The 14,660-nt window shown below is 71.0% G+C and carries 16 protein-coding genes; 10 read left to right on the top strand and 6 right to left on the bottom strand.

What is annotated here, in order from left to right:
* The first annotated feature begins 2 nt into the window (after positions 1-2).
* From CUC05_RS16370 to CUC05_RS16345, 6 genes are all read left to right on the top strand, one after another.
* Positions 3-1,607 (top strand): sugar ABC transporter ATP-binding protein, encoded by a 1,605-nt coding sequence (locus tag CUC05_RS16370; RefSeq protein WP_157965662.1) that lies wholly within the window; start codon positions 3-5, stop codon positions 1,605-1,607.
* Complete coding sequence (locus CUC05_RS16365) at positions 1,604-2,581, top strand: ABC transporter permease (RefSeq protein WP_170128040.1); 978 nt, start codon at positions 1,604-1,606, stop codon at positions 2,579-2,581. The genes CUC05_RS16370 and CUC05_RS16365 overlap by 4 nt, the downstream gene beginning before the upstream one ends.
* On the top strand, positions 2,578-3,789 hold the full coding sequence (locus tag CUC05_RS16360) for a metal-dependent hydrolase family protein (protein ID WP_205712379.1): 1,212 nt from the start codon (positions 2,578-2,580) through the stop codon (positions 3,787-3,789). The genes CUC05_RS16365 and CUC05_RS16360 overlap by 4 nt, the downstream gene beginning before the upstream one ends.
* Before the next feature lie 25 nt (positions 3,790-3,814).
* Positions 3,815-4,129 (top strand): antibiotic biosynthesis monooxygenase family protein, encoded by a 315-nt coding sequence (locus CUC05_RS16355; protein ID WP_157965661.1) that lies wholly within the window; start codon positions 3,815-3,817, stop codon positions 4,127-4,129.
* A gap of 260 nt (positions 4,130-4,389) precedes the next feature.
* On the top strand, positions 4,390-5,547 hold the full coding sequence (locus CUC05_RS16350) for a M17 family metallopeptidase (protein ID WP_157965660.1): 1,158 nt from the start codon (positions 4,390-4,392) through the stop codon (positions 5,545-5,547).
* Positions 5,548-5,922: 375 nt separating this feature from the next.
* The gene (locus CUC05_RS16345) at positions 5,923-6,855 is read left to right on the top strand and encodes an NADP-dependent oxidoreductase (RefSeq protein WP_108667198.1); all 933 of its coding nucleotides are present in this window, start codon (positions 5,923-5,925) and stop codon (positions 6,853-6,855) included.
* Between the two features lie 102 nt (positions 6,856-6,957).
* Here CUC05_RS16345 and CUC05_RS16340 read toward each other — a convergent pair whose 3' ends face one another.
* Both CUC05_RS16340 and CUC05_RS24800 read right to left on the bottom strand, forming a co-directional pair.
* Complete coding sequence (locus tag CUC05_RS16340) at positions 6,958-7,860, bottom strand: EamA family transporter (protein ID WP_108667197.1); 903 nt, start codon at positions 7,858-7,860, stop codon at positions 6,958-6,960.
* On the bottom strand, positions 7,860-8,030 hold the full coding sequence (locus tag CUC05_RS24800) for a hypothetical protein (RefSeq protein ID WP_157965659.1): 171 nt from the start codon (positions 8,028-8,030) through the stop codon (positions 7,860-7,862). Before CUC05_RS24800 ends, CUC05_RS16340 begins: the two co-directional genes overlap by 1 nt.
* Positions 8,031-8,149: 119 nt before the next feature.
* Between CUC05_RS24800 and CUC05_RS16335 the strand changes: the two genes are divergently transcribed.
* A complete protein-coding gene (locus CUC05_RS16335; protein ID WP_108667196.1) occupies positions 8,150-8,662 on the top strand; it encodes a MarR family winged helix-turn-helix transcriptional regulator in 513 nt (170 codons plus the stop codon).
* A gap of 1 nt (position 8,663) precedes the next feature.
* A complete protein-coding gene (locus tag CUC05_RS16330) occupies positions 8,664-9,209 on the top strand; it encodes a hypothetical protein (protein WP_108667195.1) in 546 nt (181 codons plus the stop codon).
* A gap of 75 nt (positions 9,210-9,284) precedes the next feature.
* Here the strand turns inward: CUC05_RS16330 and CUC05_RS16325 are convergent, their stop codons facing one another.
* A complete protein-coding gene (locus CUC05_RS16325; protein ID WP_108667194.1) occupies positions 9,285-9,944 on the bottom strand; it encodes an SDR family oxidoreductase in 660 nt (219 codons plus the stop codon).
* A gap of 190 nt (positions 9,945-10,134) precedes the next feature.
* Positions 10,135-10,629 (bottom strand): (4Fe-4S)-binding protein, encoded by a 495-nt coding sequence (locus CUC05_RS16320; RefSeq protein WP_108667193.1) that lies wholly within the window; start codon positions 10,627-10,629, stop codon positions 10,135-10,137.
* Positions 10,630-10,945: 316 nt separating this feature from the next.
* Here CUC05_RS16320 and CUC05_RS16315 point away from each other — a divergent pair, with 316 nt between their 5' ends.
* Positions 10,946-12,625, top strand: coding sequence for an outer membrane protein assembly factor BamB family protein (locus tag CUC05_RS16315; protein ID WP_170128039.1), 1,680 nt, complete (start codon positions 10,946-10,948; stop codon positions 12,623-12,625).
* Between the two features lie 23 nt (positions 12,626-12,648).
* Here CUC05_RS16315 and CUC05_RS16310 read toward each other — a convergent pair whose 3' ends face one another.
* Positions 12,649-13,113, bottom strand: coding sequence for a hypothetical protein (locus tag CUC05_RS16310; protein ID WP_108667191.1), 465 nt, complete (start codon positions 13,111-13,113; stop codon positions 12,649-12,651).
* A gap of 60 nt (positions 13,114-13,173) precedes the next feature.
* Positions 13,174-13,527, bottom strand: coding sequence for an arsenate reductase family protein (locus CUC05_RS16305; RefSeq protein ID WP_108667190.1), 354 nt, complete (start codon positions 13,525-13,527; stop codon positions 13,174-13,176).
* A 52-nt stretch (positions 13,528-13,579) separates the two neighbouring features.
* Between CUC05_RS16305 and CUC05_RS16300 the strand changes: the two genes are divergently transcribed.
* Positions 13,580-14,638, top strand: a complete 1,059-nt coding sequence (locus tag CUC05_RS16300; RefSeq protein ID WP_205712378.1) for an alpha/beta hydrolase — start codon at positions 13,580-13,582, stop codon at positions 14,636-14,638.
* Positions 14,639-14,660: the final 22 nt, after the last annotated feature.

The following is a 14,660-nucleotide window of genomic DNA, read 5'->3' as shown; positions in this document are numbered from 1 at the left end:
ACATGGGGACCCTCGACGCCGGTGACGGTGCCGCGATGGCCACCTCCTCCCGGGAGGGGGTGGCCCGGGGAGCGCGTGTCGAGCTTCGGGCGGTGCACAAGCGCTTCGGCGCCACCCAGGCGCTCGCCGACATCGACCTCGAGGTCGAGCCGGGCACGATCCACGCGCTCGTCGGTGAGAACGGCGCCGGCAAGTCCACCCTCGGCAAGGTTGTCGGCGGCATCCATGCCGTCGACGAGGGCCAGCTACTCCTCGACGGCGAAACGGTCGGCCGCTGGAACGCCCCCACGGCGCTGGAGCACCGGATCGCCACCATCCAGCAGGAGCTGTCGCTCGTCCCGGCCATGTCGGTGGAGCGCAACGTGTTCCTCGGCATGGAACCATCCCGTGCGGGCGCGCTGACCACGGGCATGCGCGAGCGGTACGAGGTGTTGGACGCCACCGTCGGATTCGGCCTGGACCCACGGGTCCCCGTCCGGGACCTGCGGCTGGCGGACCAGCAGAAGGTCGAGATCCTCCGCGCGATCGCGCGGGACGCCCGCCTCGTGGTCATGGACGAGCCAACCTCGTCGTTGACCCAGGACGAAGCCGACCGCCTGCACGAGATCATGGATCGGCTGCGTCGTGAGGGTCGCACCATCATCTACGTCAGCCACTTCCTCGACGAGGTGCTGCGTTGGGCGGACCGCGTCACGATCATGCGCGACGGGCGGATCGTCCGGACCGCCGACACCGCAGAGGAGACCAAGGACTCCTTGGTGGAGGGGATGCTGGGCCAGCCCGTCGAGCTGAGCTTCCCGCAACGGGTGCCGGTGGCTCCCGAGGCACCCGTCGTCCTGGAGGTCGAGGGCCTGTCGGGCGGCATCGTCGAGGGGGTCGACCTGCAGATCCGCAGCGGGGAAGTGCTCGGCCTCGCCGGGCTCGTCGGGAGCGGACGCACCGAGATCGCGCGGCTGCTGTTCGGTGCCGACCCGGCCTCCCGCGGGTCCATCCGGGTCGACGGTGCCCTCGTGGAGCTGCACAACCCTCGTGCCGCCATCGATGCGGGCGTCGTGATGCTGCCGGAGGACCGTCGCGGCCAGGGCCTTGTCATGACGCAGAACGTGCGCGAGAACATCACCCTCCCGCGGCTCGGCCACTTCGCGCGCTTCGGCAGCGTGCGCCGCGGCGGGGAACGGGCCGCCACACGGACGGCCATCGAACGGCTCGGCATCACCCCGGCCCGCGTCAATGGCGAGCTGCAGCACTACAGCGGCGGCAACCAGCAGAAGGCCTTGTTCGCGAAGTGGACGCTGCGGCCCCCGCGTGTGCTGATCCTGGACGAACCGACCCGTGGCATCGACGTCGGTGCCAAGCGCCGCATCTACGACGCCCTCCTGGAGGAGGCTCGCAACGGTGCCGCAGTCCTGCTGATCTCCTCGGAGCTGGAGGAAGTGGTGGAGCTGTCGGCCCGTGTCCACCTGGTCGTCGACGGCCGAATCACTGGCGAGGTGGATCCCGTGACCGCCGACGCCGACGAAATCCTCAAGAAGCTGTTCGGCACGGCTGCCGCCGACCCCCGGACGCCCCCCGATACCGACGTTTCCACGAAAGCGAAGTCGTCATGAGCACCACCGACCCATCAATCGCCATCTCACCCGGAGGGCTGTCGCTGGAGCGGATCGGCCGCTGGCTGCGTCAGTACGGCGTGCTGGTGCTGCTGGTCGTGCTGTTCGTCGCCCTGTCGCTCGGCAGCGACGCGTTCCTGTCCAGCCGGAACCTGCTGAACATCCTCAACCAGAACACCCCGCTGGCCATCATCGCGATGGCCGGCACGCTCGTGATCATCGCCGGCGGCTTCGACCTGTCGACGGGGTCAATGTTCGGCGTCGCCTCGGTGACCGCTGCCTGGGTCGCGGTCAACGTCGATCCGGTGCTCGGCCTGGTCCTGGCACCGCTTGTGGGGCTGGCCCTCGGCACCGTCAACGGGCTGGTCATCACCGGTCTGAAGGTGCACTCGTTCCTGGCCACGATCGCCTCCTCGCTTGTCTACGGAGGACTGGCGATCCTCATCACCGGCGGCTTCCTGATCTCGGTTCCCGACGCGTCGTTCGCCTCGCTCGGACGTGGTCGCATCGGTCCGATCAACGTTGCGGTGATCGTGCTCGTGATCGCGCTGGCGGTGTTCACCTACGTGCTGAACGGCACCACGGTCGGTCGATACGTCTACGCGGTGGGCGGCAACGAGGAGGCCGCGAGCCTGTCGGGCATCCGCACGGGTCGTATCAAGGTCCTGACCTTCGCGCTGTCCGGCCTGGCGTCGGGGGTGGCCGGCGCCATCGCGGTGTCGCGCATCGCCAGCGGGCAGCCCCAGGCTGGTGCCGGCCTGGAGCTGGAGGCGGTGGCCGCGGTGATCCTCGGAGGCACGAGCATCTATGGCGGCGAGGGGGCGGTGTGGCGGTCCGCGGCCGGGGTGATGCTGCTCGCCCTGATCCAGAACGGCTTCAACATCCTCAACGCCAACCCGTTCTACAAGGACCTGACTACCGGACTGGTGATCGTCCTCGCGGTGGCGCTGTCCGCCGGGCGCAAGGGCCGGTGACCGACATCTCGCCGTCGCTGGCCATCCTCGGTGCGCGCGTCCTGGACGTCGACACCGCAACGTTCCACGAGCAGGACGTCCATGTCCGAGACGGTCGCGTGGTGGCCCTCGGCGAGCACGACGGCCCAGACCCCGATGTTGTCGTGGAAGGGCACGGTCGGGTGGTCGTGCCCGGCCTGATCGACGCGCACTTCCACGCCTATGGCATCGGCCTGGACATGCTGGCGATGGAAGCCACGCCGATGAGCTACGTCACCGCCAAGGCCGCACAACGGCTCGGCGGTGCGCTCAGGCGGGGGTTCACCACCGTCCGAGACGTGGCCGGTGGCGACATCGGCCTCCGTCGGGCACTGGACGAGGGGCTGTTCGCTGGTCCGCGGTACCTGTTCACCGGTCCGGCGCTGTCCCAGACCGGCGGGCACGGCGACCCCCGACCCGGCGACCTGGCCATCGACACCTGCTGCCACCGGTTGACAGAGGTCGTCGACGGCGTGGACAACCTGCGGGTCGCGGTGCGGGAACGCTTCCGCACCGGTGCCCACGCCATCAAGGTCATGACCTCCGGTGGGGTGGTGTCGTTGACCGACCCGCTGCGGGTTCCCCAGTACTCCGCGGAAGAGGTCCGGACGGTGTGCGACGAGGCGACCCGGCGCGGTAGCTACGTGGCGGCTCATGCCTACTCACCCGAGGCGATCGCGCATTCCGTGGTGAACGGCGTGCGGTCGATCGAGCACGGCAACCTGCTGGACGCGAAGACCGCCCAGCTGATGGCACAGCATGACGCCATGCTCGTGCCGACGTTGGCTGCCTACGACGCCATGGATCGCCGAGGTGACTCGTTGGGGCTCACCAGCGTGCAGAAGGCCAAGAACCTCGAGGTCCTCCACCACGGCAAGCAGGCCATCGAGATCGCGACCGACGCCGGGGTCCCCGTCGGGTTCGGCAGCGACCTGATGGGCGACCTCGAGGACGACCAGCTGGTCGGACTCCGCTTGCAGGTCGAGGTGCAGGGTGCCCTGGAAGCGCTCCGCTCGGCCACCACGGTCAACGCGTCCCTCCTCGGCCGTCCTGACCTGGGCCGAGTCGCCGTGGGGGCCGTCGCTGACCTCCTGTTGCTCGACGCCGACCCGATCGAGGACCCCTCGGTGCTGTGGGAAGAATCCCGCCGCACCGTCATCAGCGGTGGTCGCTACCTCGCCTCTGTCTGACCCAGCCCCACCCAGGAGTCCACCCGTGATCAGAACAGTCCTTCGCCTCGACGTCCGCCCCGGGCACGCCAACCAGCTGGTCGAGGCGTTCCGCTCCAGGGAGATCCTCGAGACATCCATCGCTCAGGACGGATGCCTGTCCACCGAGATCGCCGTCTCCGAAGACGGTCTGGAGGCCATCGTCACCGCAACATGGGACGACATGGCTGCCTACGGCCGGTGGACATCGCGCAGCGACCGCGGCAGCAGCGCCGAATACCTGAACCCGCATCTCAGCGTGCCACTGGACGCCGCCACGGTTGGCCGGATCTATCGCGTCGCACACCGGCCGGTCCTGTGACCGATCTACTCAGGCCGTCGGCTGGCGAGGTCGCCGATATCGTCCTCGGAAGCATCGGCTCACCCGACCTCGTGGTGCATGCTGTCACCGAACAGGGGCTGGGGTCGATGAGTGGCCGGCTGGCTCGGCTGGCCGCGTTGGACGGTTTCACCGCCGCGCCGGGTTCCTGGTGCAGCACCCTGTCTGCCGACGGGCGGTGCCTCGAGGCACTCGTCGGGCTGGGACCTGTGGAGCGTCTGGACATCGAGCGGCTTCGCACCGTGGCTTCGCAAGTTGCGGCCCGCGGGCCGGCTGGCCTGGCCGTGGACCTCGACATGGCGGCGGTCGCCGGCCCGATCGTAGGGGGATCGTCATCGATCGGTGCCGTGGCCGAAGGCCTGCGGGATGTGTCGGGCCGCAACCGCCGCTACGGCCTCGTGGGCAGCGAGGCCACCGCCCAGCAGGACCTGGATCGAGCCGTCCTCGTGGCCGACGGGGTGGATCTGGCCCGGCGACTGGCGAACGCTCCGCCCAACGTGATCGACCCGCGGACCCTCGCCGATGTGGCTGTCGCCATCGCGTTGCGCGAAGGGCTGGACGTCGAGGTCATCGAACCCGGGCAGCTGGAGGCCGAGTCGATGGGTGGCCTGCTGGCGATCGGAAGGGGGTCGAACGTCGGTCCCCGGATGGTCGGGCTGCATCACCGTCCGTCCGCCGCCACCAGGTTCGTCGCGCTCGTCGGCAAGGGCATCACCTTCGACTCCGGCGGCCTGTCGCTGAAGGACCCCGACGGGATCATGGACATGAAGCTGGACATGGCCGGAGCAGCGGCGGTCCTGGCGGCCATGTCGGTGGTGTCCCGCCTCGACGTCGAGGTCGGCGTGTCCGCCTGGCTGCCGTTGGCGGAGAACATGCCCTCTTCGACCGCAGTCCGAGTCGGCGACGTCGTCACCACGCGCAACGGCACGACCGTGGAGGTCCGCAACACCGACTTCGAGGGACGGGTCGTGATGGCCGACGCGCTCGCTCGAGCCAGTGAGGATCAGCCTGACCTGCTGGTCGACCTTGCCACCCTGACCCATGCCTGCACCCTCGCCCTGGGCGGGGACATCGGCGGGGTCCTCGGAAACGACGCAACAGCGGTCGGTGCACTGGTGGCCGCAGCCGCCCGTGCCGGTGAACCGGTGTGGACGCTGCCGTTGGACCATCGCTACGCCGATCGCCTTGGCTCGGACGTGGCCGACGTGTCCAACCATCCCGGTAATGCCACCGGTCGCGCAATCACCGCAGCGCTGTTCCTCCATCGATTCGTTGGCCCTGACATCCCTTGGGTGCACCTGGACATGGTGGGGCCGGCGTGGCGTACCGGCCCGGGGGGCGGTGCCACGGGGTTCGGCGTGCGCACCCTGCTGGAGCTCCTTCGCCACGCCGAGTCCTGACCGACCGGATGACCGACGCCCCATGCGGACACCACTGCGCGGACACTCACCTGAAGGAGCACACCCCGTGCAGGCTGCCGGCGTGACCCGTCGACGGGAAACTGGTCGCGGCTACCTGCAGGGCGCCTTCCTGTACCAGTTGCCGCCCGCCCAGCCCTCGACGATTGTCGGGTAACTACGACGGACGGCCCGTCTTCCGACACGCGTCAGCCGGGTTCTTCGTCAGGTGGGCAGGCTACGTCCCTGACGGCAACCCCGGATACGGCCAGTGCAGTTGTTTTGATCCTTACGGAATCCTTCGTGACCGGACTCGGTTGGCACGCCCGACCAGTGGACACGACTGCGGAAGACACTTCCGCGAAGGAGCGCTTCGCCATGAAGGCAATGGCACAGACCGAATACGGCGACCCCGAGGTCCTGACCTGGACCGAGCTCGACGACCCCACCCCCGGCCCCGACACCGTCGTGATCGACGTGAAGGCCGCCGGCGTGAACCCGGTCGACTGGAAGCTGGTGGCGGGCTACCTGCAGGGCGCCTTCCCGCACTACCTGCCCCTCGTCCCCGGCTGGGACGTCGCCGGCGTCGTTTCCGCGGTCGGTCCGGCCGTGCAGGAGTACGCCGTGGGTGACGAGGTCATCGGCTACGTCCGCCACGACCACATGGCTGCCAACGGCGCCTACGCCGAGAGGATCTCCGCCCACCCGCGCCACCTCGCCCCCAAGCCGACCAGCGTCGACATGGCCGCGGCGTCCGCGCTGCCGCTTGCCGGGCTGACCGCGCTGCAGTCCCTCCGCCTTGCCGGCGTCGGCGAGGGTGACACCGTCCTGGTCCACGCGGCTGCCGGTGGCGTTGGTTCGTTCGCCGTGCAGATCGCCGTCGACCTCGGCGCCACCGTCATCGGGACGGCCTCGGAGTCCAACCACGAGTACCTCCGCTCGCTCGGCGCCATCCCCGTGGCCTACGGCGACGGCCTGGTCGAGCGGGTCCGCGAGATCGCCCCGGACGGCATCACCGCGTCAGTTGACTACGTCGGCACGAGCGAGGCCATCGAGGCGTCGGCGACGCTGATCGCCGACCCGTCGCGCAGCGTCTCCAACGTCGACCCGACGGCCATCACCGAGGCCGGTGGGCGCTACGGCTTCGTGCGACCGCAGGCCGACGACCTTGCCCACCTGTCGATGCTGGTCGACAAGGGCGTGCTGGCCGTCGAGGTGCAGCAGACGTTCCCGCTGGCCGACGCCGCCAAGGCCCTGCGGACCAACATGGACGGCCACGTTCGCGGCAAGCTCGTCCTCACCGTCGACTAGCCCGTCCCCCTCCCCGCCCGCCCAGCCCTCGACGCGTGTCGGGCAACTGCGGCGGGCGGCCCCGTTCCCGACACGCGTCATCGGGGGTGCACGGCGCTGGCGTCACGACCTTGCCGAGGCGGTCGCCGGGGCCGCCCGAGGGGAGGTCCCGTGCCGTCCGGCCAGCTGCGGGTGGACGACCGCGAAGACCACGAGCGCCGCGCCGAGCAGCTGTACCGCGGTCAGCGTCTGGTCGAGCACGACCCAGCCGAGCAGCGTCGCCACGATCGGGCTGAGCAGTCCGAGGAACGTCAACGAGCTGACCGGAAGCCGCTCGATGCCGCGAAACCACAACGCGTAGGCGGCGCCGGTTCCGATCAGCGTCAGCCACGCCGTTGCCGCGAGGTTCACTACGGAGTACGCCGGCGGGGTCCCCTCGACGACCAGCGCGAGGGGGAGCAGGACCAGCCCGCCGGTCGTCAGCTGCCAGCCCGTCACCGCCAGCAGCCCGACCGGTCGGCCCCACCGCTTCGTGAGGACCACGCCGACCGCCATGGAGAGGGTCCCTCCCAGCGCGGCGAGGACGCCGATCGGGTCGAGCGCAGCCTCCGGCCCGAGGACCAGCAGCGCGACTCCCGTCACTCCGGCGACACCGGCGACAGCGGTCCGACGACGGAACCTCTCACCGAGCAGCACCGCGGCCAGCCCGGCCACGACCACCGGTTGGATCGCTCCGGCGGTTGCCGCCACGCCGCCGGGCAGGCGGTAGGCCGCGACGAACAGGAGCGCGAAGAACGCGCCGATGTTCAGCGTGCCGAGGACGACTGCGCGCCACCACCACGAGCCCGACGGCAGGGTTCGGGTCCACGCGAGCAGCAGCAGGCCGGCAGGCAGCGCTCGCAGCGCGGCCACGAGCAACGGTCGGCCCGGTGGCAGCAGCTCGGTCGTGACCAGGTACGTACTGCCCCACCCGATGGGTGCGAGCGCGGCCGCCAGGACGGTGCCGCGAGGGGGAGAGGTCGGCATCACGCACCGACCAGCACGTCGTCGGGGACCGATGCCCGCAGCTGGGACAGGATCCCGGCGACTCGATCGGGGACATCGGCCACGACCTCCCTCGCGCCATCGGCGATCGCCCCCGCGAGCCGGCGGACGTGGCCGGTGGAGCTGCAGTGGTCGACGATGCGGGCGTTCACAGGAGTTTCTCTCGAAGAAGTAGCTTCCAAGCAAGAGACATGAACTCGTCGCGATGCGGCTACATTCCTTCCTGGGAAGGAAATTCTCGACGACGACTCGATCGGAGGGGAGAACACGGATGCACGACGACGCCCGCGACGCGCTGGACGTCATCCGGGAACACCTTGCCGAGACGCACCCCGACCTGGACACCTCAGGACTGGCGGTGACCGGTCGGCTGCTCCGGGCGGCCAACCGGATCGAGGCCGCCAGGACCGAACGGCTGCGCGACCACGACCTGACCGTCGCGGACTTCGACGTGCTCGCGACCCTGCGTCGCCGTCAGGGACGAACCGGGATCAACCCCTCGACCCTGCAGGGCTCCGTGATGATCTCCTCGGGCGGCATGACCAAGCGCCTCGACCGGCTGGAGTCCGCCGGGTTGCTGCGTCGCAAGCCCGATCCGGACGACCGCCGCGGCGTCATCGTCCAGCTCACGAGAACCGGCCGGCGGCGGATCGACGCCGCCCTCGTGTCCCTCCTCGAACAGGAACGCGACGACGTCGTGGCTGCGCTGCCGAGCGCGGAGGACCGGGACGTGCTCGCGGCGCTGCTCCGCCCGGTGCTTCGCCATCTGGAAGGGGAGGAGTGACGTGCCGCACATCGAACGGATCGACCTGGACGCCGCGGGCAGCGTGGGCATCGCCATCGACGCCGACGGGGTCCTGCTGCAGGACGTGTCGCCCGCGCCCGGCTGGACGGTCCGGACACAGGCGCCCAAGCCGACGTTCCTGCGCCGCCGTGTCCGCCCCGACCGATACGCGCTGGTCGTCCTCGAACGGACCGGGCCGAACGGGGCGGAGGAACGCGAGATGGAGGTCGGGCGGCTCGACGACGGCTCGTGGGAGCTGGCCGTCCGCCGGCAGGGTCCGTGCCCGCCCAGCGGGCTGATCACCACCCCCGGCGGCTCGGTCACCGCGCCGCCGACCCCGCCGCCCGCCGGAGCTTCCTCAGCTCCCGTGGTGAGCGTCGAGCCTGCCGACGGCTGGGTCGTCCGAAGCCGGGAGGAGGGGCCGGACGACGTCGTCGTGGTCTTCGCCAGCGGGGTCGAGGAGTGGGAGGTCGTCGTCCTGCTCGACGAGGAGGGCCCCTCCGTCGTCGACATCGACCACCGCCGTCAGCTCGGCCACCTCACCTGAGGCGTGTCGCCGAGCGACGTCATGTGGCCGGTTCGACGACACACCTCTGGCCGGTTCGACGACACACCTCGGAGGTCAGCTGTCGATGACGGCGGTGATGGCGTCGGCGACGGGGGTCTCGCCGCTGACGACCTCGACGATGTGGCCGGCCATCGCGGGGGTGGCAAGGACGGCGGCCAGGACGCCGGCGACGTCGGCGCGGGGGATCTCGCCGCGGTCGACGTGGCGGTCCATGGCGACGACACCCTTGGCGTCGTCGTCGGTCAGGCCGCCGGGTCGGACGATCGTCCAGCTCAGGTCGCTGTCCATCAGCGCCTGATCGGCCTCGGCCTTTGCCCGTAGGTACTGGGCGAAGACCTCGTCACCCTCGGGCGGGTCGTCAGTGCCCATGGAGGAGACCATCACGTAGCGGTTCACGTCGGCGATGCCGCAGGCCTCGATGAGCTTGACGGCGCCGTCGCGGTCGACGGTCCACTTCCGCTCCGCGCCGCTGCCCGGGCCCGAACCGGCAGCGAACACCACGGCGTCGGAGCCGGCGATCGCGCCTGCCAGCGTCTCTGCGGTGTCGTTCTCGAGGTCGACGACGGCCATCCTCGCGCCGGCCTTCGCGAGGTCTTCCTGGTGGTCGGGGTTGCGGACCACCCCGGTGACCTCGTTGTCGTCGTGTGCGGTCAGGATGCGGGTCAGGTGCATGGCCACGGTGCCGTGGCCACCGATGATGGAGATGTGGGACATGCCAGAGGGCTTACCCGAGGGGAGGGGAGGACAACCGGCCGGTGCCCGACGCGGCACGAGCGCACTGAACTTCGTTCGCTCAGCCCCACCCGGCGGCCGCCATCGTGGTTACGATGCTCGCAAGGACGTCACTGACCACCCCGGCTCGCCCGGTTGGCCGGTCCGGCGGGACCGGCCGGCCAGCGGCGAGTCAGCCGCAGTCGGCCGGTGACTGGCGCTCGTCCTCGGGCACACGTGGCAACGGCTCGGGCTCGGGTGCCTCGTCGGCGGTGGAGAACCCGATCCGCCGGTGGGTGGCGTCGCAGTACGGCTTGTTCTCGCTGGCCCCGCAGCGGCACAGGGTGACCCGGCTCGACCGTCGCACGACCGTGCCGTCGGGCTGGACGATCTCGACCTCGCCGCGGATCATCAGCGGCCCGTTGGGGACGAGCATCACGCTCGGCTGGTCGGGCAACGCTTCGGCAGGGTCGGCCTGTCCGACTCGCCTGACGGTCAGCGCGCCCGTCGGACACGTCGCGACGGCCGCGATGACCTCGTCGGCCGACACCGCGTCCGGCACGATCCACGGGCGCCGGTTGACGTCGAACACCTCGGGGGCGGCCTTCAGGCAGCGGGCGGTGTGGATGCAGAGGGAGGCGTCCCAGCCCACCTCGATCTCGTCGGTGGCGTAGGTCCGTCGCGTCATGGTCGGATGCTACGCCCGTCGCCCGTCCTGCTGTCGGCGTGGGCGGCGGATCCGGGGCCGGGCCGTCGGTGGCCGTCAGCGCGACGCACCGCGGTGTGTCGGCCAACGGCGATGGGTGGCCGGTTCGGCGACACGGTGTGGGTGGGGCGTGGGTCGGGCCGGGTCGGTGTGTCGGCCAACGGCGTCGGGTGGCCGGTTCGGCGACACAGTGCGGGGGCGGGGCCGCCGGCGGGCCAGTCGGTGTCAACTGCCTTACGGCACCGGGCGGGCAGGGGGACGAGGGATAGGCTCGGCGTCCAGAGGGATCGGAGCGGCGATGAACTGCGACGGGTGCCAGCGGCCGATGGCCGAGGGGGCGACCACGTGCGCGTCCTGCGGCCACGACCACCGGACGCCCGCTCGAGCTCGCGAGACGATCGTGTTCCGCCCCGACCAGCTCGGACTGCCCGGTCAGCTGCCGCCCGGACTACCCGACGCGCAGCCCGTGCCCCAGCTCCCTCCTCCTCCCCCTGGCCGAACGAGGGGCTGGGCATGGGGGCTGTTGGCGGTCGGCTTGGTCGCGGCCCTCGGCGTCGTCGGTGCGCTGCTGCTCCTGCGGGCCGACACCGACCCGGACGTGGCGGTCGGGGCCGCCACGGCGACATCCCCCATCACGGCCACCCCGCCGGGGTCGCCGGCACCCGACGCGACCGCCACACAGGCCGAGGCCGCCACGGGGGCGGCGACGACCGAGCCGACGGCGGCCGAACCAGGGTCGACCGAACCGAGCCCGACCGAACCAGGGCCGACCGAGCTCGCATCGTCCGAGCCGGCGTCAGCGGACGCGGCCACCCCAGTCGACCAGCCAGCGTTCGTCCCCCGGGAGGAGGGGTTCCTGCTGTTCGACAGCGGCGACCGGGAACGCCTGCCCGCCCCCGTCGGCAGCACTCCGACGCCGGCATGGACGGCCGCGCTCCCCGGCGAGGTCGTCGGCGTCGACGGCGACGAGGACCTCCTCGTCGTCACGGTCTCCACGGACGCGGGTGATCGGCTGGAGGCCCTCGACGTCACCACGGGCGAACCCCGGTGGTCCAGCCCGCTCGTCGGTGACGGCACCACCCCCGTCGCCACGTCCGTCGTGATCGCCGAGGCAGTTGTCGTCATCCTGCGGACCGAGGACGCCGACGCGCTGGTCGTCGGGCTGGACCGCGAGACCGGCAAGGAGGTGTGGTCGACCACGACCACCGACGACGGTGACCTGTTCCCCGTCGTGCTGGCCGACGGCAGGGTCCTGATCAGCGACGTCGGCCGGATCGACCACCTCGACCCGCAGACCGGCGAGCTGACCACCCTCCTCAGCGGTGAGCTCCTCCGCCTGGGCCCCGACGCGATCGCGGCGTTCACCGATGGCACGGTCCGCATGGTCGACCTCGACGACGGGACCCCCCGCTACGACCTGTTCGTCGGCCCGATCGGTGACGACGGCGACTTCGCCTTCACCGACGACCGGGTCGTGGTCTTCGACGGCGAGACCGTCTGGTCGATCTCCACCACGGGGCAGCGTGAGTGGGACTTCAACCCGACGGACCCCGCACCCCGCCTCCGTCGAATGGTCCTGCTCCCCGACGACCTGCTGCTGGCCAGCTTCGACGGCGTCGACGGCACGGTCGCGCTGGACATCGCCACCGGCGAGGAGCGCTGGCGAAGCCCCGTGCCGGTGGACCTGACCGGGACGTTCGACGGGGCGCTGCGCGGCATCGGTGGCGACACGGACATCCAGCTGGTCGACCTGCTGGACGGGAGCGACGTCACCTCGCTCCCCGACAGCGGCGGCGCGGGCAGCCCCTACGCCAACGGCCTGTACTACGCCCTCACCGACGACGGTCTCACCGCGAACCGGCTCGTCGACGGGCAGCCGCTGTGGTCCGTCGAGGCCGATGACCTCGAGGATCGCCACGCCATCCCCGGCGCGATCGTCGTCACCGACACCGGCGACGCCGTCACGCTCCTGCGCTGAAACCCGCCCGGGGTCCCAGCGATTCAGGAGGCCAAGCGGTCGCCGAACCGAGCCGAGGGGTCGGCGTCGTCGATGGGGCGGACGGCCGTGTCGGAGGCGAGGAACGTCTGGCGCAACCGGATCGACCGAGCGACCGCCTCCTCCTCCAGCATCCTTGCCCACGCCCGATCGGAACGGGTCAGCACCGAGGCGCCCGGCCGGGTCAGCAGGACACCGACCGACCACCCGGACCGATCGTCCTCCAGCGTCCAGGCCAGGGTGTCCATCATCGTGGCCACGAGCGGTCGGTTGGGGGCGACGGGGATGTCCTCGATGACGGGGAGGGTCGGCAGCACCCGGTCGTGGCTGTCGAGGATCACCAGCCACAGCCGTCGCGAGCCGAAGCCAAGCTCGCCCATCAGGCGTTGCCAGTGCAGCAGGAGGTCATCGGTCGAGCGGATCGGGGGTGTGCGGTCGGGGGACAGGAGCGGTGGTGGTTGTGCAGTCATGAGTCATATCATCACACGTCAAACCACGCTGGAACCGGTTGTCCACAGCCGAAGAACGCCTCAGTCCTCCAGCAGCGTCGCCACCTGCTCCGGCGGACGACCGATGACGGCCCGACCGTCCTCGGTGACCACGACGGGACGTTCGATGATCGAGGGGTTCGCCGCCATCAGCGACACGATGGCGGCGTCGTCCAGGCCGTCCAGCTCCAGGCCCAGCTTCTTCGCATCTCCCCTGCGGACCAGCTCGCGGGCGGGGATCCCGAGCGCCGCCAGCACCTCGTGGATCCGTGCCTCGTCCGGCGGGTCGTCCAGGTAACGACGCTCGGAGAACGCCACGCCGGCGACCTCCAGCAGGCTGCGTGCCTGCCGTGACTTGCTGCATCTCGGGTTGTGCCAGATCTCCATGGCGTCCATGCAACCGCACCCACCGCCGGCATCCCAACCCGGGGGAACTAGGATCCGCCGCGTGTCGATCATCCCACCCGCCGCCGGAGCTCCGTGGGCCACCCCGCTGGCCGGACGCCTCGAGACCCACCTCCTCACCAGCGACGCCCTTCGGGACAACCCGCTGGGCGACCCGCACGTCAGGCCGCTGGTCGTCTACGTGCCGCCCGGCGCCGACGGCCCGCTGCCGGTGATCTACCAGCTGCAGGGCTTCACCGGACAGGTCGACATGTGGGCCAACCGTGCCCCGTTCCGCCCGACCCACTTCGAGCGGCTCGACGCCCTGTTCGCCGACCCCGCCGTCCCGCGGGCGCTGGTCGTCCACGTGGATGCGTGGACGTCGGTCGGGGGCAGCCAGTTCATCGACTCACCCGGCACCGGCCGGTACGGCACCTATCTGGTGGAGGAGGTCGTCGCGTTCGTCGACGAGGCCCACGACACGATCGCCGACCGGGACCACCGCGCGGTGGCCGGCAAGTCCTCGGGTGGCTACGGGGCCATGGTCACCGCCATGCGCCACCCCGACGTGTTCGGTGCCTTCGCCACCCACGCCGGCGACGCCGGCTTCGAGCTTGCCTACCTGCACGACGAGGCCGCCTCCGCGAGGGCCCTCCGCGACGACTACGACGGGTCGTGGCAGGCGTTCCTCGACGACGTCCGCTCGCGGCCCGCCCTGTCGAAGGGGTCCGACGCGTTCCTGCTGGAGTCCTACGCGATGGCGTGCTGCTACAGCACCGACCCCGACGGCACCGTCCACCATCCGGTGGACCCGGCGACCGGTCTCCTCGACGAGGAGGTGTGGGCCCGCTGGCAGGCGTGGGACCCGGTGCGGATGGCCCCCGAGCACGCCGACGCGCTGCGGTCCATGCGGGCCATCTGGATCGACGCCGGCCGCCGCGACGAGTGGTTCCTCGACCTCGGCGCGCAGGCGTTCGCCGCCGCCTGCAAGGCCGCCGGTGCGACGGTGACCCACTTCGAGCTGTTCGACGCCGGCCACATGGGGGTGGAGTACCGCTACCCGCTGGCGGTCCGCCACCTCGCCGAGGCCATGTCCGGCCCCTCCCCGACCGGGGAGACGTAGGAGACCACGAGGTCCGGCAGGA

This window comes from Euzebya rosea (assembly GCF_003073135.1).
Lineage (GTDB): Bacteria > Actinomycetota > Nitriliruptoria > Euzebyales > Euzebyaceae > Euzebya > Euzebya rosea.
This window is presented reverse-complemented; position numbering and strand designations above follow the sequence as displayed.

Coding starts and splice junctions, on each gene's coding strand:
- CUC05_RS16365 (WP_170128040.1), top strand. CDS start 1,604: ATGAGCACCACCGACCCATCAATCGCCATCTCACCCGGAGGGCTGTCG.
- CUC05_RS16320 (WP_108667193.1), bottom strand. CDS start 10,629: ATGACGCGACGGACCTACGCCACCGACGAGATCGAGGTGGGCTGGGAC.
- CUC05_RS16305 (WP_108667190.1), bottom strand. CDS start 13,527: ATGGACGCCATGGAGATCTGGCACAACCCGAGATGCAGCAAGTCACGG.
- CUC05_RS16315 (WP_170128039.1), top strand. CDS start 10,946: ATGAACTGCGACGGGTGCCAGCGGCCGATGGCCGAGGGGGCGACCACG.
- CUC05_RS16370 (WP_157965662.1), top strand. CDS start 3: ATGGGGACCCTCGACGCCGGTGACGGTGCCGCGATGGCCACCTCCTCC.
- CUC05_RS16310 (WP_108667191.1), bottom strand. CDS start 13,113: ATGACTGCACAACCACCACCGCTCCTGTCCCCCGACCGCACACCCCCG.
- CUC05_RS16340 (WP_108667197.1), bottom strand. CDS start 7,860: ATGCCGACCTCTCCCCCTCGCGGCACCGTCCTGGCGGCCGCGCTCGCA.
- CUC05_RS16345 (WP_108667198.1), top strand. CDS start 5,923: ATGAAGGCAATGGCACAGACCGAATACGGCGACCCCGAGGTCCTGACC.
- CUC05_RS16335 (WP_108667196.1), top strand. CDS start 8,150: ATGCACGACGACGCCCGCGACGCGCTGGACGTCATCCGGGAACACCTT.
- CUC05_RS16325 (WP_108667194.1), bottom strand. CDS start 9,944: ATGTCCCACATCTCCATCATCGGTGGCCACGGCACCGTGGCCATGCAC.